Origin of the sequence: Arminella tubonensis (genome assembly GCF_003240585.1) — a bacterium.
Taxonomy (GTDB): domain Bacteria; phylum Pseudomonadota; class Alphaproteobacteria; order Rhizobiales; family Rhizobiaceae; genus Rhizobium; species Rhizobium tubonense.
In genome coordinates, this window is record NZ_PCDP01000059.1 from 430,764 (window position 1) to 451,408 (window position 20,645).

14 protein-coding genes are annotated in these 20,645 nt (G+C 60.1%); 3 read left to right on the forward strand and 11 right to left on the reverse strand.

Annotated elements, in window-relative coordinates; all coding sequences use genetic code 11:
* Positions 1-76 precede the first annotated feature (76 nt).
* From addA to CPY51_RS26540, 11 genes are all read right to left on the reverse strand, one after another.
* A complete protein-coding gene (addA, locus tag CPY51_RS26490) occupies positions 77-3,628 on the reverse strand; it encodes a double-strand break repair helicase AddA (protein ID WP_111163182.1) in 3,552 nt (1,183 codons plus the stop codon).
* Positions 3,621-6,821 carry a double-strand break repair protein AddB gene (addB, locus tag CPY51_RS26495; RefSeq protein WP_111163183.1) on the reverse strand — a complete coding sequence of 1,067 codons (3,201 nt, stop codon included), beginning with the start codon at positions 6,819-6,821 and terminating at the stop codon, positions 3,621-3,623. The genes addA and addB overlap by 8 nt, the downstream gene beginning before the upstream one ends.
* Positions 6,818-7,555 (reverse strand): nucleotidyltransferase family protein, encoded by a 738-nt coding sequence (locus CPY51_RS26500; protein ID WP_111163184.1) that lies wholly within the window; start codon positions 7,553-7,555, stop codon positions 6,818-6,820. The genes addB and CPY51_RS26500 overlap by 4 nt, the downstream gene beginning before the upstream one ends.
* Before the next feature lie 12 nt (positions 7,556-7,567).
* Positions 7,568-9,085, reverse strand: coding sequence for a tRNA (adenosine(37)-N6)-threonylcarbamoyltransferase complex ATPase subunit type 1 TsaE (gene tsaE, locus CPY51_RS26505; RefSeq protein ID WP_111163185.1), 1,518 nt, complete (start codon positions 9,083-9,085; stop codon positions 7,568-7,570).
* Positions 9,082-11,670: a PAS domain-containing sensor histidine kinase gene (locus tag CPY51_RS26510; RefSeq protein WP_111163186.1), complete on the reverse strand. Its 2,589-nt coding sequence runs from the start codon at positions 11,668-11,670 to the stop codon at positions 9,082-9,084. The genes tsaE and CPY51_RS26510 overlap by 4 nt, the downstream gene beginning before the upstream one ends.
* A gap of 202 nt (positions 11,671-11,872) precedes the next feature.
* Positions 11,873-13,273, reverse strand: a complete 1,401-nt coding sequence (gene ahcY / locus CPY51_RS26515; protein WP_111163187.1) for an adenosylhomocysteinase — start codon at positions 13,271-13,273, stop codon at positions 11,873-11,875.
* A gap of 175 nt (positions 13,274-13,448) precedes the next feature.
* Entirely contained in the window at positions 13,449-13,724 is a 276-nt protein-coding gene (locus tag CPY51_RS26520) for an HPr family phosphocarrier protein (RefSeq protein ID WP_111163188.1), read from the reverse strand.
* Between the two features lie 19 nt (positions 13,725-13,743).
* Positions 13,744-14,145: a PTS sugar transporter subunit IIA gene (locus CPY51_RS26525; RefSeq protein WP_111163189.1), complete on the reverse strand. Its 402-nt coding sequence runs from the start codon at positions 14,143-14,145 to the stop codon at positions 13,744-13,746.
* Positions 14,146-14,299: 154 nt separating this feature from the next.
* On the reverse strand, positions 14,300-14,752 hold the full coding sequence (locus tag CPY51_RS26530) for an HPr kinase/phosphorylase (protein WP_111163190.1): 453 nt from the start codon (positions 14,750-14,752) through the stop codon (positions 14,300-14,302).
* A complete protein-coding gene (locus CPY51_RS26535; RefSeq protein ID WP_111163191.1) occupies positions 14,749-16,539 on the reverse strand; it encodes a sensor histidine kinase in 1,791 nt (596 codons plus the stop codon). Before CPY51_RS26535 ends, CPY51_RS26530 begins: the two co-directional genes overlap by 4 nt.
* A gap of 80 nt (positions 16,540-16,619) precedes the next feature.
* Positions 16,620-17,351: a response regulator transcription factor gene (locus CPY51_RS26540; RefSeq protein WP_195909629.1), complete on the reverse strand. Its 732-nt coding sequence runs from the start codon at positions 17,349-17,351 to the stop codon at positions 16,620-16,622.
* A gap of 356 nt (positions 17,352-17,707) precedes the next feature.
* Between CPY51_RS26540 and CPY51_RS26545 the strand changes: the two genes are divergently transcribed.
* The 3 genes from CPY51_RS26545 (at position 17,708) to CPY51_RS26555 (ending at position 20,643) form a co-directional block, all read left to right on the forward strand.
* Complete coding sequence (locus CPY51_RS26545) at positions 17,708-19,318, forward strand: phosphoenolpyruvate carboxykinase (RefSeq protein WP_111163193.1); 1,611 nt, start codon at positions 17,708-17,710, stop codon at positions 19,316-19,318.
* A 216-nt stretch (positions 19,319-19,534) separates the two neighbouring features.
* Positions 19,535-19,972, forward strand: a complete 438-nt coding sequence (gene arfB / locus CPY51_RS26550) for an alternative ribosome rescue aminoacyl-tRNA hydrolase ArfB (protein WP_111163194.1) — start codon at positions 19,535-19,537, stop codon at positions 19,970-19,972.
* 62 nt (positions 19,973-20,034) lie between these two features.
* Entirely contained in the window at positions 20,035-20,643 is a 609-nt protein-coding gene (locus CPY51_RS26555) for an alpha-ketoglutarate-dependent dioxygenase AlkB family protein (protein WP_420820739.1), read from the forward strand.
* The last annotated feature ends 2 nt before the right edge of the window (positions 20,644-20,645 follow it).

The following is a 20,645-nucleotide window of genomic DNA, read 5'->3' on the forward strand; positions in this document are numbered from 1 at the left end:
GGCTGATTGCTCCTTACGGGATTTGCTGTTGAACCACATGTGATGGCGCAGCGTCGGAATTTCAATGTCCGGTATTTCACTTTGTCTTGAGTTCGGCAAGCGCCGATGCAATCGCACCGTCCGTGAGGGTGTGGATCGACGCATTCTCCGTATAGACCAGCACGCAGTCTATCCGCTTGCCTGGGTAAAGCGGAGCCAGGATTTCCCGATAGATCGCCAGCTGCGCGCGATGAGCGAAAGGGATGTCATCGGCGGTCGTCGGCGGCACGCGATTGGTCTTGTAGTCGAGGACCACCACGTGGCTTTCGAGCACTGCAAGACGATCGATCCGGCCCGAGACGGCAAATGTCCGTTGATCGACAGCCAGCGTACCCATGATCGAGACTTCCGCCCGTGCATGGGCGCTGAAAACATCCTGCATTTCGGGGTGTGACATCAACCTCAGGACGGCGTCGACAAGCCTGTCCCGATCAACCTGCGGCCAGAACTTCGCGGCGCGCGCGATATAGCGCCGGGCGGCGTCGACCCGGTCCGAAGATGGGATGTCGGGAAGCATCTGCAGCATCCGATGGATGAGGCGCCCTTTTTCCAGCGATCGATCCGACCGCCCTTTGTCGGCAAACAGCGGCGAGGCAACAAGTAGATCGTCGGCCTCGTCATCGATGATGGTTCCTGCACCGGATGGGCTCAACGGTCGGGGTAGATGACGTTGTGGCGGCAACGGGCGCGCCAGTTCTGCCGGCAGGGCCTTCCGCTCGGCGCGGTGCTCAGTCTTCTCGGCCGATTGGAAAGTACGATCAAGCCGCGCAACGCGCCACTTCAGCCCCTGCCACTCGTCATCGGGACCGGTAAAGCTCGCCGGCGCGCAGCGACCGCCGTCCTGACCGATCGCCGACGAGATCATCATGTGCCAGGTATCCGGATTCTGTCGAACACCACGATAACCACAGACGATCAGTCGGTCGGCCGCGCGGGTCATCCCGACGTAGAGCAAACGGCGATATTCCTCCTCCGCTTGTCCCTGGATGCGGGTCGCATCGGCCTGCGTCAGCGAATTGGCAAGCGCGCTGACAGGAATCCACACTGGCACAGAGACGTCGCCATCCCGGCTTTCCAGAAGACGGAGCTTCGGCAGATGTGTGTGGGTGAAGGATTTCGAGCCACCGTCGACAAGGAAGACAATCGGCGCTTCGAGTCCCTTCGAGGCGTGAACGGTCATGATCCGCACCTCGTTGCGTCCCTTGTCCTGCTCGCGTTTGACAACGGGGGCTTCCAGCTCCAGCGTCGAAACGAAGGATTGCAATCCGGGCAGGCCCGAGGTCTCGTGATCAAGCGCGAAAGTGAGGAATTCGTCGAGAATATCGCTCACTTCGGTGCCGAGACGAGCCAGGAACTGCCGTCGACCACCTTGGCTGCCCAGCACGCGCGCATAAAAATCATGGACGGAATAGGACTTCGATAATGCCATGAACATCTTCATGCGTTCAACGGCATCGGCAAATCGCTCATGGCCGTCGGCGGCGAATTTCTGAAGCTGTTTCCAGCAGCTTTCATTCTCGTCGCGCAGCGCGGCAATTGTGAATACGTCATCTTCCGTCAGGTCGAACAGCGGGCTCTTCAAAACCGCCATCAATGAAAGGTCGTCGCCTGGCAAAAGCAGAAAGCGGCCGAGCGCCAGGAGATCCTGGATAGCGATATGGCTCGTGAGGACCAGCCGATCGGCGCCGGCAACCGGAATATTGTCCCGCCTCTTCAAGGCTCGTGTGAGGGCATTGACGAAGGCATCACGCTTGCGGACAAGGACAAGGATATCACCCGCCTCGATCATCCGCTCCTTGCCCTTCTCGATAATTGTCTCGTGCCCGACAAGGCCGTCGATCGTGTGGGCAATACGGCGTGCGAGGATAGCAGCAGGTGCGCTTTCGGGCGTCGCGTCGAAGGGCGCCGTCCAATCCTCTTCCCGCGGCACCGCTTCCGGCATGATCATATCCCAAAGATCGACGGCGCCAGGATGACCGATCCGGCTGGATCGATGCACGACTGCTTCGCCTGTCGCGCTCAAGCCGCGGGCATTGGCAGGAACTGTAAACACATGATCGACGACAGAGAGTACGTCCTCGGTCGAGCGAAAGGAGAGCGGCAGCCGCACCGGGGAGAAAGCCTGGCCCCCGGCCATGACACGCTGGCGCGTCCGGTCGCTTTCCTCTGAAAATCGCTCCGGTCGCGCGCCTTGAAAGGAATAGATCGACTGTTTTTCATCGCCGACGGCAAAGAGCGTCCGCAGCGTCGGCCTGGCACTTTCGCCGGAAAAGAAATCCTCGGCCAAGGACTGGATGACGCTCCATTGGATCGGGCTGGTGTCCTGTGCCTCATCGACGAGAATGTGGTCGATGCCCTGATCCAGCTTGTAGTGAATCCACGGGCCGACACCGCTCCTCGTCAGCAAATCGGCGGTACGGGTTATCAGGTCTTCGAAGTCGAGCTGGCTACGCTGTTTCTTCAGGTCTTCGTAGTCGTGGTTAAGGCGGTCGGCGAGGGTAAGTGCCGCCCGTGTTGCCCGATACATCCGCATCAGCTTCAGGCGGTCGCGGCACGAAACGACATGCGCCCGCGCGGCCGCAACAGCCTCGGCAAGCTGAGGCGCCTCGGCAAGCATTGCCTTGACGAAGAACTGTCCGTCGCCCTTCGGCTCGCCCTTGGAGGTCAGCAATACCTTTTCCAGGATTTCGGCACGTTCAGTCGAATTGCGCTCCCGTGCGGCAAGCCGCAGCCTGTAGGCAATCTCTTGCGCTTTGGAGCCGCCCTTGAGATCGGCAAGTGAGAGATAGAGATCCAGCGCTGAACCGGAAAGGCCAGGCAAGGGCCAGTATTGCTCGGCGATGCCTTGCTCGGTGTCATTTGCCGACAGGCCGAGGCGGGACCGAAGCAATGTATCGACACCGCCTTGCTGTTCTGCGGCGAGCGTAAAGCGGCGGATGGCATTGCGGTTGGCAACGATCTCTCTCAACAGCCCTTCAAGACCGGATTCGTCGCCGAGATCAAGCACGTAGGCAAAGGCCTCGGCAAGGCCCGCATCCTCTTCCGGTGTCGTTGTCGTCAGTAGCGAGCGGCGGGCATCTGCGAGCAGTGTCGACGCAGCGCGATCGTCCAGCACGGAAAAATGGCCGGCGACATTTGCTTCCAGCGGAAATTGGTGCAGCAGCGCCTCGCAGAAGGCGTGGATGGTCTGGATCTTCAGGCCGCCCGGCGTCTCCAACGCCTTGGCGAAGAGCCGTCGCGCCTCGGCCATCTTGAAGATGTCGGGCACCTCGCCCTCGATCTGCGTGATCCTCGCCCTCAATTCGTCGTCGAATAGCGTCGCCCATTCGGCCAGCCGCTCGAATACGCGGTTTGACATTTCCGATGCCGCTGCCTTGGTATAGGTGAGGCAGAGAATAGCCGAAGGCCGAGCGCCGGCAAGCAGCAGCCGGATGACGCGCTGCGTAAGCACATGTGTTTTTCCTGAGCCGGCATTGGCCGAAACCCAGGCCGATCGGACAGGATCGGAGGCGAGCGACTGCTGGATCGTCGTCCAGCCGATCCACGTGCCGGGATCGTCTCCGTTTGGAAGATCTGCCAGGTCACTCATCGGCTGCTGCCTCTTCCGCTTCGGCAGTCGACCATTCGGCTACTCGGGCAAGGTGATCGTAGTCGCCGCCGAATTCGAATTGTTGCGCCGGAACAAGCCGGGACGAGAAGCCCTTTTCGCCCGATTGCAACAGCAACACGAACTTCACCAGCTGGTCGATCGACTCCTCTGCAAGGTCCACGGCCGATTTCGGCTGCGTCCTCGCGCTTGCGCTGGACAATTCATTGTTGACCTGGTCGACCTTGAAGCGATCGCCTGGCCTGAGACGGACGTAAAGCAGATTGTCCGGGATCAGTGGCCCGGTGTCGCGAAAGGCACCGGCCTGTAGGGCGTAGGCTTCCAGCGCCAGTTGTGGGTCGAGCAGGGTGCGGGCTTGCGCGGGCGATGGGTTGAAGCCGGTTTTGTAATCGATGATGTCGGCAGCATTGCCGCCCTTCAGATCGATCCTGTCAGCGACGCCGGTCAGCTTCACGCCTGCAGGTTCGATCTCGATTCCTCCACGGACCTCCGTGAAAGTCTTGCGGATTTGCGGACGACGCTCGGCCTCCCAGCTGAGAAATGCGCGCGCCACCTCGCGGAAACGTGGCCGCCAGACGCTGTCGATATGCGGCGGCAGTAGCGCGGCGTCAAAAAGCTCACATAGAATCCGCTCCATCGCCAACAAAGCGTCCGGCGTGCCGGCGAGGTGACCCTCGCGGATGAAGCGATCGACAATCTTGTGATAGAGCGTTCCCCGTTCGGCCGCGCCCGGATCCCGATTGAACGGATCGACGGGGTCGAGCCGCAGGATGCGTCTTGCATAGATCGCGTAGGGGTCGCGCCGCAAGCGGCCGACCTCGCTGAAGGAATAGCTTTTCGGTTGCAGCGACGCCGGCGGCGTCGGCGCCGGCCTTTGCGCCGGCCTTTGATCCGCGCCCTCGTCGATCAGCGCTGCCCAGTCACGGAAATGATCGCCGCGCGCCTTCAGCTGGGCCGCAAACTCCTTGCCTCCCAATGCCACCAAGCGCTGCAGCCAGCGCGACGCCACCGTCGGCGTCGAACCCTGGCGCATGGCGCGCGTATAAATCAGCTCTCGCGTACCATTCGCCATCTCGAAATCATGTGCCAGCTGGCCGATACGCCGCTCCGGCGGCTCAAGGCCGATCTCGGTTTTCATCGTCCTCGAAATGAACGGATTGTTAGCGATCTGGCCCGGCCACGATCCTTCGTTCAGCGAGCCGAGAATGAGGGTGTCAACGCTCTGTAGCCGCGCTTCCAGCGTACCGAATATGAAGATGCGCGGATGGCTCATGGCACGTGGCTTCACGGCCTGGCCAGCTGAAAGCGCAGTCACGATATCGATCCACTGCGGCCCGTCAGCTTCCATCTGGCCATCAGCATCCATGACCTCACGCAGCACACTGGCGAGCGAATCGCCAGCCTCGCCCGACCAGAGGGCCGCCAGGTCTCCACGTTCATCCGCAGCTACCGCTTCCAGCGCACGGCCCGTGCGCTCTGCCCATTCGGACAGCGTGAAACTGGTCGTCAGACCTCTATCTCCAGGCCCGCGCCGCACCATAGCCGAGGAGAGCGATTCTACGGCCTCGGTGAGGCGGCGTGTCAGCCTCCGCGCGTGATCGACTGCCTCGGCAGGTAGGCTCTTGCGCCACCGCGGTGTATGCCGGTCAGCCGATTGACTGGCGAGTTGCTGATCGAGCAATGGCTCAAGAGCACCAATGTCGACCTCCGCCACACCGCCGCGCAATGCCAGCAGCTCAAGCGCTTCGGCGCATTGCTCCAGGGTGCCGCGATCAAGCCCAAAGCGGGCAAGCGGATGTTTCAGCAGCGCCACGATGGCAACGGGATCGCCGGGACGAAGCGTCGCTTCGAGAAGCAGCTGCAACAAACCACCCTGAGGTGTCGCGGACAGCGGAGTGCCGGCAGAATCGTCCGCTGTTATGTCGAAGCGGGCGAGTTCTGCGGTTACCCGGCGCGCAAGATTCCGGTCCGGCGTGATGAGGGCCGCCTGGCTTTCGCCGTTCTGCCCAGGCTTTTCCAGCGCAAGTCGAAGCGCGATGGCGATTGCCGTCGCCTCCTCGCGCTCGTTCGCAGCTTCGATCAGCGAAACTCCGGCAAATGCCTCGATCATCGCATCAGATGGCAGCGTCTTTTGCCATTCGCCCCAGCCGCTGGTCGCCTTCGCCGGCGCCAGCGCCCTTGAGAGAACCTCTGCACGCCGTTGCATATCAGGCGCCGCCTGCTGGACGGTCTCGACTTCACAGCGCTCCGCCTGCAGCCGTCTCAACAGTTGCGCCAAGCCATATTGCGGATGGCTGCGGGTCGCGGGATCAACACGCTGGCCATCGCCGAGTACCGGCGCCACGAGCGTCCAGTCTTCGTCCGGCATCGAGAGGTCGAGACCGGGGAGGACGATCACGCCTTGCGGCAGGGCGGCAACGGCGGCAATGAGATCGGCGGTCGCCGGCACCGAACCGGTCGAGCCGGCAATGATGATCGGTCCGGCGTGCTGCATCGTCGCAAGCCGTTGGGCTTCGGCGCGGAGAATGGCGTTGCGATGTCGCGCGGGAGAGGATTTGCCGAGTTCCTCCAGGCGAAGAGGCCAAAAGCTGCTGGCGATCTGCAAAAATTCCGCAGTCAGCTGCCACCACAGTGCATGATCCTGGGCGTCCAGACGGCCAAGTTCCGCCCAGTCGCGGTCCTCGGTCTCGATCGAGTCGATCAGCTCGGCCAGATTGCGTGCCAACCAGATCGCATCGGCGGGGCTTGCGGGCGCGACCAGCGGCGAATCGGAATGGATATCGCGGACGATCTGCGGGAGGCGGTTGCGCCAGGCAAGAATTAGCCGTGCGAGCTCAAGCAGGCGGGCCGTGTTTGATAGCGGCTGGGCGAGATCCACTGTTGCCGGCACGTCCTCGTCGAAATAGCCACTGTCATCGTCTGTCTCTCCAAGTGGCCGGATCACCGGCAGGATGGCGGAACTGCCACCGAGCAGATCGACGAACTCTGAGCGCAAGACACGCGCCGCGCGCCGCGTTGGCAGGAAGATCGTGACTTTGGCAAGCGACAAGGGGTCGCCAGGGTCGTGGCGGAAATGCTCTGTCAGCCGGCCGTCGCACAGCGCCGTGGCAAGCGTTTTCAGGAAGGGAAGGCCCGCCGGGATCGTCAGGATGCGCTGGCGGTGACCCCCGGTCATGTCGACGCGACCTCGCTGATGCGCCGGATCGTCTCTTCTGCCTCGCCGATAGCCTCCAGCGTCCCGACTGTCAGCCAATGACCCTGGAGGACCAAGCCATAAAGCCGGCCACGAGCGATTGCCTTGTCGAAATAGATATTGAGATTGAAAGCGTCGGAGGGTGCGTCGTCGAACAGCGAAGGGCTCATGGCTATGGCGCCCGCGTAAACCACCGGATCGACCATGCCGTCGCCATAGCGCGTGAGTCTTCCATCCTGTGCCAGGCTGAAATCCCGTTTGCCGTTGTGGCCTGTCGTATGTTGGAGTTCGACGCAGAGAAGCGCCATGTCCATTCGTTCCGGATCGAAGAACTCACCGAGCCGTTCCAGATTCGTCGGCACGCCATCCCGCTCGCCGATCCAGAAGAGGTCGGCATTCATGACCAAGACCGCATCGCGATCGAGAAGCATCAGACCCTTCGCCAATCCCCCGCCCGAATTCATCAAGTGCTCGCGCTCGTCGGAGATGATGATTTCCATCCGTCGGTAGGAGCCGAGATGGTCGAGCATCTGATCGGCGAGATAGTGGACGTTGACAACTGCTCGTTCGACCCCGGCATCTGCCAGCGCATCGAGTGCATAGTCGATCATCGGCTTACCGGCGATCTTCACCAGCGGCTTTGGAATGTTATCGGTGATCGGGCGCATGCGGGTTCCAAGCCCCGCAGCCAACACCATGGCCTGTTTGATGGTCATCTGATCCGGAACTTATGATTCGCTGGCCGCTATTCCAGCCCTTGCGCACCAATCGCGCAAGGGGGCAAGCGCCTCATGTTCGAATGCGACCTGAAGATAGGTCAGCGTTCGAGGCATATGCTTGAGATAACCAGGCTTGCCGTCACGTTGCTTCAGACGTACCCACAGGCCCGCGAGCTTGCAATTACGCTGCGCCGACATGATCGCCCAGCTCTTCAGGAATTGGGCTTCGTCGAAACCGCCCTGTGCATGGCGCAACGATAGATAGTCGGCCATCAGTTGGTCGAACAGGTCGCGATGGATGGTGACGCGCGCATCCTGGACAAGTGCGGCCAGATCGTAAGCGGTTGGACCAATCATCGCATCCTGGAAATCGATGAGGCCGACGCGGCGGATACCGGTCTCGTGCGGCCGCCAGATGATGTTCGGCGAATGGAGGTCGCGCAGCAACAGATTCTGTTCCGAATCCTGTAGCTGGTCGATCAGGTCGTCCCAAATAGCGAGGTATTCGTCTCTCTGCGCTTCCGTCGCCGTTGCCCCGCTTTTCCACGGGAGATGCCAGTCCAGCAGCAGCCGTGCTTCCATCTTCATCGCGGGTCGGTCGAAATCGGGGATGTGATGGATGTGCTTTTGCGTAACCTGAATATCGCGCGGGATCGAGAGGGAGTGCAGGTGGGCCAAACAGGCGACACTCTCGCGATAGCGCTCGGGGATCGGCAGTCCGTCCGCATCGAGCACGCCCTCAGTGCCAAGATCCTCGATCAGAAGAATGCCAGCCTGATAGTCGACGTGATAGACCGCAGGTGCGGCGAAACCGTCGTCGCGAAGGACATTTGCAATCGCCACGAAAGGATAGGCGTCTTCGGCGAGGTGCGCGACCTTTGGGTACGGTTTGCCATCAAGCACCGCTGGCCCTTCCGGTTGCCGTGGCCAATCCATCAGGATGACACGCTGTGCCTCTCCTCTGGGATAGATCGATTCATAGGCGCGAAGCGAGGCGTCGCCGGTTAGGAATCGGCGTTCTGCGCCGCGATATCCATGCTCGTCCAGGAAGGAGCGGATCTTCAGTGCTCGGCGAATTCGCGCCGCCTGCGGCGCGGGCGCCCTGATCGTTACCCGACGTCCATCACCTTCATTGTCGAGCCGCAAGTCGATGCGCTCTTTTGGAAGCTCGCCCCCGGCCATCTCTGGCCATTCTATCAGGCAAATGCCAGAATCGAGCACTTCGTCGAGCCCCAACTCCGCGAGCTCGCTGGAATCGCTTAGTCGATAGAGATCGAAATGCGACACCGGAATGCGCAGATCATAGGACTGGACAATCGTGAATGTCGGACTTGGGACGTCCAGCCCGCCGTCATCCGCCATAGCACGAAGAAAGGCGCGGGCAAGCGAGGACTTTCCGGCACCGAGGTCGCCGCTCAGCGCCAGGCAATCGCCGATCTTCAGCGCCAGCGCCAAGTCCTCGCCAAGACGGTTCGTCGCTGCCTCGTCTTCAAGAAAAAGCGAAATTTCCTTGTCCGCGGCGGTCATTCTGCGGCGACGGAGCTGGGCAGGTTGGCGGTGGGGATGCGGCAAGTGACGACGGTGCCCTTGCCGGGCTGGCTATCGATCGAGACCTGGCCGTTGTGCAGGCTAACGAAGCTTTCAACGATCGATAGCCCAAGGCCCGCCCCGCTGCGTTTACCGCCCTTGCCGCTCGAGGCGAAGCGCTTGAAAACGGCCCTTACCATGTCTTCGGGAATGCCGGGACCGTGGTCCGACACCGAGAACACAAAATCGGTGTCGTCGCGATGGCATGTCAACGAAATGACCGAGCCTTCTGGCGCAAAATTCGCCGCGTTATTCAGAAGTTTCAGTACGATCTGCTTCAACCGCTGCTGGTCCGCAACCACGGTGCCAAGGTGTGCCGGCGCGACGATCTCGAGCGTCACTCCGCTCTCCTGCAGCCGGTCCGCGATCTGGATCGAAACGTCGTCGAGGAGACCGTCCAACGAGATGTCTGAATAATTCAGCCGCATGATGCCGGCGTCAACCGTCGCCAGATCGAGGATGTCGTTGACCAGCGTCAAGAGTACCGACGAGGAGGTGGCGATGTGATCGATATATTCGGCCTGCCGGTCGGTCAGTGGGCCAATGCCCGGCGTCTTCAGCAGATCGGAAAAGCCGATGATATTGGTGAGCGGCGAGCGTAGCTCGTAGGACACGTGCTGGACGAAATCATTCTTCAGCTCGTCGGCCTTGCGAAGGGCTTCGTTCTTCTCAGTCAAAGCCCGCTCGGCGCGCACGCTATCCGTCATATTGACGAATGTCAGCATGGTCTGCGCGTTCGGCAGGGGAGTGACCGCGTAGTCCAATACCAGGCCGGAAAGGAGTTCCAGCGTGCCCTGCGATGACGGACGCTCGTCTTCGAAGCTGGTGATCTGCTCGGCAAAGCGCTTCCAGCCGTCCGGCCGATCATAGGAGAGTGCGCAGGCATCTGCCAGCATTCGTATGTGAGTACCAGGCTTCGCTTCCGTCTCGGTGATCCCCCAAAGCGCTCGGAATGCAGGATTGGACAGACGTATACGGCCATCCGCCCCGAACACCGCGACGCCCTCGGAGAGATGGTCGATGGTCTCGCCCTGTACCTTCACCAGAGTGTTGTAGCGCGTTTCGAGATCGACCTGCTCGGTCAGGTTCTCGAACACCCACGTGGCTCCGCCTTGTGGGTGGGCGGTCGCAAATACCCGCAGGGTCTGGCCGTTCGGCAGGTGCCAGAGGTCGGATTGCGTATCGAGTGCGCGGTAGACGGAGAGCGCACTGTCCTTCCAGGATTTCCAGTTTAGCGGTTCCGGCAATTTTTTCGCGGCGCGTAGCCTTTCGAGAAGCTCGCTATTATCAGGCTTGGACTCGAGGAATGCGATATCGAGTTCCCAAAGGCCAACGAAGGCTTGGTTATAGAACTGCAGCTTTCGATCTCCGTCGAAGATCGCCACCGGAGTTCCCAGATGGTCGAGAGTTTCGGCGTGGCTCTTCAGCGTCCGCGCGAGCTCTGCGCGAACCGCCTCGGTCTCGGAGATGTCAGTGGCGATCCCGGACGATCCACTCGGCACCTTGACTTCGACGACGTCGAAGAATGTCCGATTGCCGCGCACGACAGTCGAAATCTTGTCGTGGAACGGCGATTCCGCCGTGGCCGACGAGCGGATGCGCTCACGAGCGACGGTCGTCAGAAACTCACGACCCTCGCGGATCGCTTCTTCCGGCGAGATCGCCTCGACGGCTTCACTGTAGGCCTGGTTGACCCAGGTCAGCTTGCCCAGAGAATCGCGCTGCCAGACCGGCAGATCTATGGCATCGAGGAGGCTTTGGAACGCGGATATGGAAATCATCAGCCGGTCGCGCTCGATCTTGATCTCGGCCAACTCGGCTCGCAGATTGTTAAGCGCAATGAAGCGGACGAACGCGCGACCACCGGAAATACGGCCCTGCGCTTCGAGTATTTCTTCGCGGTTGGTTTCGACCACCATGTCGAACGCCTGGCCGTTGCCGCGCAATTTGTCGATCGCCTTTTCGAGATCGCCTGCCGACCACGATTTCAGCCAGCGCCCGAAGGCGAGGAACTCATGGTCCTGCGGCGCGCCGGTTTCCGCGGGAAGCTGGCCGAGCAATTCGGGCCGCGTATTCGGTCCATCCCAGATGACGATTCGGCGGTTCTTGTCGGCGATCAATGCCTGGTACTGAGAAATGCGCTGGTTCGCATCGGAAAGTGCCGTGCGGATTTCGTGACTTTCAGTCTCGAGATTGCCTCTTTGACGCACGAGCCAGATGGTTGAAAGAAGTGCTGCGGATATGACGCCGAAGATGACTGAGAAGGTTACCATCTCCGAAGATGTGAAGAGGCGCACTGCTGCTGGCACTTTTGCTTCGGTCTGGGCAAAAACGGGATGTGCGAAACCGGCAATCGCCGTCCCGGAGGCGAACAACCGCAGCAGGCGGCCGAATGGCCCCACCGCACCGAAATGAACTCGACGGTGTTCCCGCAGGCAAAGCGTTCCAGCGCCTTGCTGATACACGACGGCGGCGCACAATGGCGCGTCCGCCTGCTCAGGCAGGCTTTCGTTCATTTCCGACATTCCCGGTCTGTCTCCGTCCTATAATGTGCCGCATCTCGACAAGACATCCCATTTCCGTGCGTTCCGAAGATTGGTTCGTCACGAATCAAGTGCCAAAAGAATACCGCCTAAGGGAATCTGCGGAAAGGGATTAGCCCAAAAAATAAGCCGCGGCATTTGTCAATGCCGCGGCCACAACATGTTGTGGATATTGATGTTCTGATCAGTATCTGTAGTGGTCGGACTTGAATGGACCCTGCGACGTCACGCCGATATAGGCAGCCTGTTCGTCAGAAAGCTCAGTGAGCTTTACGCCGAGCTTGGCAAGATGCAGCCGAGCCACCTTCTCGTCGAGATGCTTGGGCAGCACGTAGACCTGGTTGGAATAGGCCTCAGGCTTGCTGAATAGCTCGATCTGGGCGAGCACCTGATTGGTGAAGGAAGCCGACATTACGAAGGAGGGGTGACCGGTAGCATTGCCGAGGTTCAGCAGGCGACCTTCCGAGAGCAATATAATGCGGTTGCCCTTGGCGAACTCGACCATGTCAACCTGAGGCTTGATGTTGGTCCACTTCAGGTTCCGCAGCGAAGCGACCTGGATCTCGTTGTCGAAGTGGCCGATATTGCCGACGATCGCCATGTCCTTCATCTCACGCATGTGCTCGATGCGGATGACGTCCTTGTTGCCGGTCGTGGTGATGAAGATGTCGGCAGACGAAATGACGTCTTCGAGCGTCACGACTTCATAGCCGTCCATGGCCGCCTGCAGTGCGCAGATCGGGTCGACTTCCGTCACCTTGACGCGAGCGCCGGCGCCGCTGAGCGATGCCGACGAGCCCTTGCCGACGTCGCCGTAGCCGCAGACGACAGCGACCTTGCCAGCCATCATCACGTCAGTAGCGCGGCGAATGCCGTCGACCAGCGATTCCTTGCAGCCGTACTTGTTGTCGAACTTCGACTTGGTAACCGAATCGTTGACGTTGATCGCAGCGAAGGGAAGCAGTCCCTTCTGGCTGAGCTGGTAGAGGCGGTTGACACCGGTCGTGGTTTCTTCCGTCACGCCCTTGATGGCGTCGCGCTGCTTGGTGAACCAGCCTCGCGATGCGGCAAGACGCTTCTTGATCTGCGCGAAGAGAATTTCCTCTTCTTCGGAATGCGGGCTCGACAATACGTCTTCGCCAGCCTCGGCCCGAGCACCGAGCAAGATGTACATCGTGGCATCGCCACCGTCATCGAGGATCATGTTGGAAAGGCCGCCGTCAGCCCACTGGAAGATCTTGTCGGTGTAGATCCAGTAGTCGTAGAGCGACTCGCCCTTGATCGCGAATACCGGAACGCCCGAAGCCGCGATCGCGGCAGCGGCGTGATCCTGCGTCGAGAAAATATTGCAGGACGCCCAGCGGACTTCGGCCCCAAGGGCGACCAGCGTCTCGATCAGGACGGCGGTCTGGATCGTCATGTGCAGCGAGCCAGTAATGCGGGCGCCCTTCAGCGGCTTTGTCTCGCCGAATTCTTCGCGGCAAGCCATCAGGCCGGGCATTTCGGTTTCGGCGATCGCGATTTCCTTGCGGCCATAGTCGGCAAGGCCGATATCGGCGACGACGTAGTCCTTTTCAGTGCTCATGAGGAGGTCTCCAACCTGGATGAGGCACCCGGACCGCCGGCAGGTTGCGGCGACGGAATGCACGGGAATTGCCCGCGCTTGGCGCAGGCGGATAGTGCCCGTTTAGCAGGCTTCATCGCGGAAAGCAATGAGGATATAAAGAAGTCTTTATGTCTTTATATGGTCGCCAGATCGATCAAATCTCTTCACCGAACTTGTCGGCAATGAGTTGGTCCAGCGCCTCCAGCGCCTCTGCCGCCTGATTTCCACTGGCGGTGACCACGACGCTGCAGCCGGGACTGGCCGCCAGCATCATCAGGCCCATGATCGAATTGCCGCCCACCGTCGTCCCATCCTTCGAGACAGTGATTGCGGCGTCGAAAGCCTCGACGGTCTGGACGAATTTTGCGGAAGCGCGAGCATGAAGGCCACGCTTGTTGATGATCAGAAGTTCACGGGAGTGCGATGTCATGGGCGCGATAGCGGTCTCGTCATTTGCCGCTCAAGACGCGGCTGGCCACGTTGATATATTTTCGCCCGGCTTCGGATGCCTCGACCAGAGCCTTCTCCATGTTGTTTTCGCCGCGCACGCCGGCAAGCTTGATCAACATCGGCAGATTGACGCCGGCGATCACCTCCGTGTGGCCGCTGTTCATGACGGAAATCGCGAGATTGGAAGGAGTACCGCCGAACATGTCGGTGAGAATGATAACGCCGTTTCCATCGTCAGCCCCGGAAACTGCTCCAATAATGTCCTGTCGCCGCTGGTCCATGTCGTCTTCGGGACCGATCGAGACAGTCTCTATGAATTTCTGCGGACCAACGACATGCTCGACTGCATGCCGAAACTCTTCAGCCAGCTTGCCATGAGTGACAAGCACAAGTCCGATCATGATATTACTGCTCCCACATCGCATAAGCAAACAGGTGGCCCATATCGCAACGCAGCAATCGCGTCCACCGGTGGGGGGACATCTTGGCCATGAAAAGTCGAAGTGCAAGCCAAAAATGCATAAATGGGGTGTCTGCGGGGAAGCTCAAGGGATATCACTGAGGCCCGATCGGTATTTTTGCCATGATTATGGCAAGCGGATTGGGAGCCGTCGCCAGGAGCCGGATGACAGGCAAGGAGACATTCTCAATAACCTCTATTCGTTCGCCTTCAGGAGGCAGCCGTTCCGCTGTCGCTGGATCGACGGGAAGGATGGCGAAGTGCATGAGCGCGGGCGAAACATGAGGAATTCGGATGATCCCGGTGCCGCGAATTTCGATCAGCCCGGCTATGGAAGGCGGGCATTCCGCTGACACATCATTGTCGCGTTGCGAAATGAGCACCCGGTCGTCGGCTACCAGTGCTGCAAACAATCCAAGCGGCTTGGCTGCGGCAAGGCATAAAAACGCCAGCGAAGACTTGCCCGCTCCCGACGGTCCGAGAAAAAGCAGGCCCGTGTCGGCGACAACGATCGCTGTTCCGTGGATGTTGTCCGGGTGCTTTATCATGGGTGTGCTTCGGCCGGCAGCGACAGGATGAAGCGTGCGCCGAGCGGAGCCGCGTTCTCCGCGTCGATAATGTTCTCAGCCCGGAGCGAGCCGCCATGGGCTTCCGCGATCTGCCGGCTGATCGACAGGCCGAGCCCTGAATTCTGCCCGAAGCCCTCCGCCTCCGGCCGGTCGGTGTAAAAGCGTTCGAAGATGCGATCGATATCCTCCGCCTGGATACCTGGGCCGTTATCCTCGATGTAGATGACGCAGCGCGTCCGTGTGCGCACCAGTCGTACGACGATCTTGCCGCCGTCGACCGGCACGAAGGACCGGGCGTTTTCAATCAGGTTGGTGACGATCTGGCTGATGCGCAGATCATGACCGTTGATCAGGAATTTGGTCTTTGTGCCTGGCTTGCGCTCGACGACGTACTCGATCTCGACGGCCTTTTTGGTATGGCGGACCTGCCGCGACAGATCGACGAGATCGCGCAATAGAACCTCCATGTCGATCGGTTCAGCGTCGCTGCGGGCAAGCTCGGCGTCAAGTCGCGATGCATCGGAAATATCGCTGATCAGACGATCGAGGCGACGTACATCGTGCTGGATCACGTCCATCAGCCGCTTCTTGGAATCCTCGTTGCGGGCAAGCGGCAATGTCTCAACCGCGCTGCGAAGGGATGTCAGCGGGTTCTTGAGCTCATGGCTGACATCGGCGGCGAAGCTCTCGATCGCGTCGATGCGATCATACAGCGCGGTCGTCATCTCGCGAAGCGCGATGGAAAGATTGCCGATTTCATCCTGGCGTGCAGAAAAATCGGGGATTTCCTCGCGTTCCTTCGATCCGCGACGCACCCTGATTGCGGCCGCCGAGAGGCGGCGCAACGGGTTGGCGATGGTGGATGACAACAGCAGCGACAGCACGACGTTCACAAGTGTTGCGACGCCGAAGACCCGCATGATCGCGAGTCTTTCCGCATGAACGATCTTGTCGATGTCGCCGGCCTGCGTCGAGAGCAGCAGCACGCCGAGCACCGCGCGCGAGCGCTGGATCGGCACGGCGACGGAAACGATGAGTTCGCCCTTTTCGGTGCTGCGGACGACTGCGCCGCGAACGCCGGTCAGCGCGTTCATCACCTCCGGATAGATCGAGCCGTCGCCGCCAGGAGCTTCCTTGTAGACCGGCAGGTTGCTCGGCTGCAGCATCTTGTTGAGCAAGCCGCTGAACCAGTCGGACCAGTTCTGGACCTCGTCGTCGACCGGAGGCAGGTCGAACCGCAGCACCTGCCCGCGGGAATAGAGATGGCGGCTGTCGAGCAGCAGATTGGCGTCGGCATCGAAGATGCGCGCGCGGGTGCGCGTCGGCGAGATCAGGCGCCGAAGAACCGGGGCAACCTTTTCCGGATCAATCGGAAACTCTAAATCCTCGTCGTTCGGAACCGGCGTGATACTTTGCCCGGCCTGCAGCTCAAGAAGCTTCTGCGGGTCGATGGTAATCGAATTGGTGTCGACGGAGGCCGAAGCCGAGACGGCGCCGGCAATGATCTCGCCCTGCGTCAAGAGACTTTCGACGCGGGCGTCGATCAGCCCTTCGCGGAACTGGTTGAGGTAGAGAATGCCGCCTACGAGCACGACAAGTGCGGTCAGGTTGAAGAATAGAATGCGCCGCGTCAGGCTCGAAAAGACAGCATTTCCGAAGATACGCCGGATGATGGTGAACGGATGCGTCCAGCGCCGACCGGCAATGCGGGCGCCGCTGGGGCTATCCGTGTCGTCGATGTCTCTGTGCTGCACAAGCTGTGCCAAGCTTCGGCCCTTTCGAAGGACAGGACCGGAACCCCATCCACAAGCCCTTATTCCATAGTTTCGCTGTCGGCGACCGACCGTCAGGCCGCTTCGCGGAAGCGATACCCCACTCCGTAGAGCGTTTCAATCATATCAAAATCGGTGTCGACCATCTTGAATTTCTTGCGCAGCCTTTTGATGTGGCTGTCGATCGTGCGGTCGTCCACATAAACCTGCTCGTCGTAAGCGGCATCCATGAGCGCGTCGCGGCTTTTCACCACGCCGGGCCGTTGGGCCAGCGAATGCAGAATGAGGAACTCGGTGACCGTCAGCGTTACCGGCTCGCCTTTCCAGGTGCAGGTATGTCGCTCCTGGTCCATGGCGAGCTGTCCGCGCTCCAGCGACCGGGCCTGCAGCACCGCACCGGTCTTCGGGGCGCCACTGCCACCGGCAGACGCCGCGGCTTCGCGACTGGAGGCGCGTCGAAGCACGGCCTTGACGCGTTCCACCAGCAGGCGTTGCGAGAAAGGCTTGGTGATGAAGTCGTCAGCGCCCATCTTCAGGCCGAAAAGCTCGTCGATCTCTTCATCCTTGGATGTCAGGAAGATCACGGGAATGTCCGACTTCTGGCGAAGGCGGCGCAGTAGCTCCATCCCATCCATGCGCGGCATCTTGATGTCGAAGATCGCCAGCTGCGGCGGACGGGCCAGAAGGCCGTCGAGCGCAGATGCGCCGTCGGTGTAGGTCTCGACCTTGTATCCCTCAGCTTCCAGCGCAATCGAGACCGAAGTCAGGATATTGCGGTCGTCATCAACGAGCGCGATTGTCAGCATGGTATTCATCTCCGTCATCGATGCGCATCTCCCGGGATTGGATTCCAAGCCAGGTGGCTTGCCAGTTCGGTTGGCGGTAACCAGGCGCGCTTATGCGGGATAAAGGTGGAACAAATTGTGGCAAAGATAAAGGGGTAGGATTGACGATGCCCGAGACAGGCAATTAATGGTTGTGCCGTCAAGTCGCCACACTTTTTGAATTTCAAACGATTTAAAAATACCGACATAAATTTAAATCGATTAAATATCTGATATCATTATATTATTTCGCAATTTCGCTCTTGTGCTTTGAAAAAAACGTCTCTACCGTTCGATTACTTTCCCACGGCAACAGCCTCAGCAAAGGAAGAGAAACGATGCAGGTGTTCGGAGTGCACAACCCGGCGATAGGGCTGGAGACAATCGGATTGGGCAATGCGGGAAGCATTTGCTACAACCTTTCCGAGGCCAAGCTTTATGAGGAGGCGATTCGCCGGGGCGAAGCTGACGTGACCGCACACGGCGCCCTTCGCGCGATCACCGGGCAGCACACCGGTCGCTCGCCAAAGGATAAATTCGTCGTCAGAGACGAGACCACCGAAGACCAGATCTGGTGGGACAACAACAAGCCGATGTCGCCGGAACACTTCGCGCTGCTGCACAGGGACATGTTAGCACATGCCGAAGGGCTGTCGCTTTTCGTCCAGGACCTCGTCGGCGGTGCCGACGTCGATTATAGCTTGCCGTCACGCGTCATTACCGAGTTTGCCTGGCACTCGCTCTTCATCCGCAATCTCCTGATCCGCCCCGACCGTTCGGCGCTGGAACACTTTGTGCCGAAGTTGACGATCATCGATCTGCCGAGCTTCCGCGCCGATCCGGAGCGTCATGGTTGCCGGACCGAGACTGTTGTCGCCTGTGATTTCGCCAACGGCCTGGTGCTGATCGGTGGGACCTCCTATGCCGGCGAAATGAAGAAATCGGTATTTACGGTGCTGAACTATCTGCTGCCGGAAAAACACGTCATGCCGATGCATTGCTCGGCCAATGTCGGCCCGGATGGCGACGCCGCGGTCTTCTTCGGCCTTTCCGGCACCGGCAAGACAACGCTCTCCGCCGACCCGAGCCGGACCTTGATCGGCGACGACGAGCACGGCTGGGGCGAGAACGGTATCTTCAATTTCGAAGGCGGCTGCTATGCCAAGACCATCCGCCTGTCGGCCGAAGCAGAACCGGAAATCCATGCGGCGACGCGCCGCTTCGGAACCGTGCTGGAAAACGTCATCCTCGACGAGCAAGGTATTCCGGATCTCGACGATGGCTCACTGACAGAAAATACTCGCGCCGCCTATCCGTTGCATTTCATTCCAAACGCATCTGAGAGCGGTATGACCGGGCACCCTGAGACGATCATCATGCTGACGGCCGACGCCTTCGGGGTCATGCCGCCGATCGCTCGGTTGACGCCTGATCAGGCCATGTATCACTTTCTTTCCGGCTATACCGCCAAGGTCGCCGGCACGGAGAAGGGCGTGACAGAGCCGGAGGCAACCTTCTCGACGTGCTTCGGAGCACCCTTCATGCCGCGGCACCCTTCGGAGTACGGGAACCTGCTGAAGGAACTGATCGGTCGCCACGGCGTAAAATGCTGGCTCGTTAACACCGGCTGGACCGGCGGCGCCTACGGAACGGGTCGGCGCATGCCGATCAAGGCGACCCGGGCGCTGCTTTCCGCCGCCTTGAAAGGTCGTCTCGACGATGCGGAGTTCCGCACCGATGCCAACTTCGGCTTTGCGGTACCCGTTGCCGTCGAGGGCGTCGAAAGTGGAATCCTGGATCCGCGGTCGACCTGGCCGGATGGCGAGGCCTATGATGCGCAGGCAGCCAAGCTCGTGCACATGTTCGTCGCCAATTTTGCCAAGTTCGAAGATCATGTCGACGGCAATGTGCGAGATGCGGCGCCGGGCATATCGATCGCGGCCGAATAGCTCAAGCCACTGATGATTCACGTGAAACCCGGCGGTAGTTCCGCCGGGTTCTGTTTTTGAGCACTATTGTGAAACTCCTCGGATCAGGTTCGACCAAGGACGATTTTGCAACATTCAGCGCGAAAAAGGGACCTTTGCGCTTGCTGGCCTATGCCCGGCGCTACCGCCTGTTTTCAAGTGTCCGACAATGTGGGATAGACGGACGCGGAGATCACAATGGCCAGCGACGCACTCTATATCAACGACCGGATCACTATTGCCGGATGGGAATTGACGGAACAATTCGTACTGGCGGGGGGACCCGGCGGCCAGAACGTCAACAAGGTGTCCACTGCGGTCCAGCTGTTCTTCAATCTCCAAAATTCGCCCTCGATGAATGATCGCGTCAAGGCAAATGCCATGAAGCTTGCCGGTCGGCGCCTCTCGAAGGAGGGCGTCTTGATGATCGAGGCGAGCCGTTTCCGCAGCCAGGATCGCAACCGCGAGGACGCGCGCGACCGACTAAAGGAGATGATCCTCAAGGCCGCCGAACCCCCACCACCGCCACGCCGCAAGACCAAGCCGACCAAGGGTTCGATCGAACGGCGCCTGAAGGAAAAATCCGGTCGAGCCGAGGTCAAGAAACTTCGCGGCAGGGCATCCGGCGGCGAGTAGACAGCTCCCCTCCGCCGTATCGCGCACTATCTCCTGCAGGACCTGTCGCCGGAAAGAGGCTGATGCTGCTACCCAACGGAATCCGACATCTACCGGAATATCTGGACCGTCCTCGCCAAGAGGCGCTCGTCGAGACCATCCGCGCAATCGTTGCTGAAGCGCCCCTCTTTGTGCCCGCGATGCCCGGGACAGGCAAGCCGATGTCCGTACGAATGACCAATTGCGGGTCACTCGGCTGGGTGACGGACAAGGAACGCGGCTATCGCTACCAGGAAATTCACCCTGTGACGGGGAGACCCTGGCCGGCAATTCCCGACGAGTTGCTTGCTCTTTGGCAAGATATAGCCGGCTATGAAAAACCGCCCGAAGCCTGCCTGGTCAATTTCTATTCGGACGATGCCAAAATGGGGCTACACCAGGATCGGGACGAGAAGGATCTCGGCGCCCCTGTGCTGTCGATATCCCTCGGAAATGCCTGCCTTTTCCGCGTTGGCGGCACCACTCGAACGGATCGCACGCTATCCTTCAAACTCTCGAGCGGCGATATCGTCGTGCTCGGAGGCGCGGGAAGGCTATGCTTTCATGGCGTCGATCGCATATATCCGGCTACATCCACCCTGCTGAAGAACGGTGGCCGAATCAATCTGACGCTGCGACGGGTCAATCCCTAATG

Coding starts and splice junctions, on each gene's coding strand:
- addA (WP_111163182.1), bottom strand. CDS start 3,628: ATGAGTGACCTGGCAGATCTTCCAAACGGAGACGATCCCGGCACGTGG.
- addB (WP_111163183.1), bottom strand. CDS start 6,821: ATGACCGGGGGTCACCGCCAGCGCATCCTGACGATCCCGGCGGGCCTT.
- CPY51_RS26500 (WP_111163184.1), bottom strand. CDS start 7,555: ATGACCATCAAACAGGCCATGGTGTTGGCTGCGGGGCTTGGAACCCGC.
- tsaE (WP_111163185.1), bottom strand. CDS start 9,085: ATGACCGCCGCGGACAAGGAAATTTCGCTTTTTCTTGAAGACGAGGCA.
- CPY51_RS26510 (WP_111163186.1), bottom strand. CDS start 11,670: ATGTCGGAAATGAACGAAAGCCTGCCTGAGCAGGCGGACGCGCCATTG.
- ahcY (WP_111163187.1), bottom strand. CDS start 13,273: ATGAGCACTGAAAAGGACTACGTCGTCGCCGATATCGGCCTTGCCGAC.
- CPY51_RS26520 (WP_111163188.1), bottom strand. CDS start 13,724: ATGACATCGCACTCCCGTGAACTTCTGATCATCAACAAGCGTGGCCTT.
- CPY51_RS26525 (WP_111163189.1), bottom strand. CDS start 14,145: ATGATCGGACTTGTGCTTGTCACTCATGGCAAGCTGGCTGAAGAGTTT.
- CPY51_RS26530 (WP_111163190.1), bottom strand. CDS start 14,752: ATGATAAAGCACCCGGACAACATCCACGGAACAGCGATCGTTGTCGCC.
- CPY51_RS26540 (WP_195909629.1), bottom strand. CDS start 17,351: ATGCTGACAATCGCGCTCGTTGATGACGACCGCAATATCCTGACTTCG.
- CPY51_RS26545 (WP_111163193.1), top strand. CDS start 17,708: ATGCAGGTGTTCGGAGTGCACAACCCGGCGATAGGGCTGGAGACAATC.
- arfB (WP_111163194.1), top strand. CDS start 19,535: ATGGCCAGCGACGCACTCTATATCAACGACCGGATCACTATTGCCGGA.
- CPY51_RS26555 (WP_420820739.1), top strand. CDS start 20,035: ATGCTGCTACCCAACGGAATCCGACATCTACCGGAATATCTGGACCGT.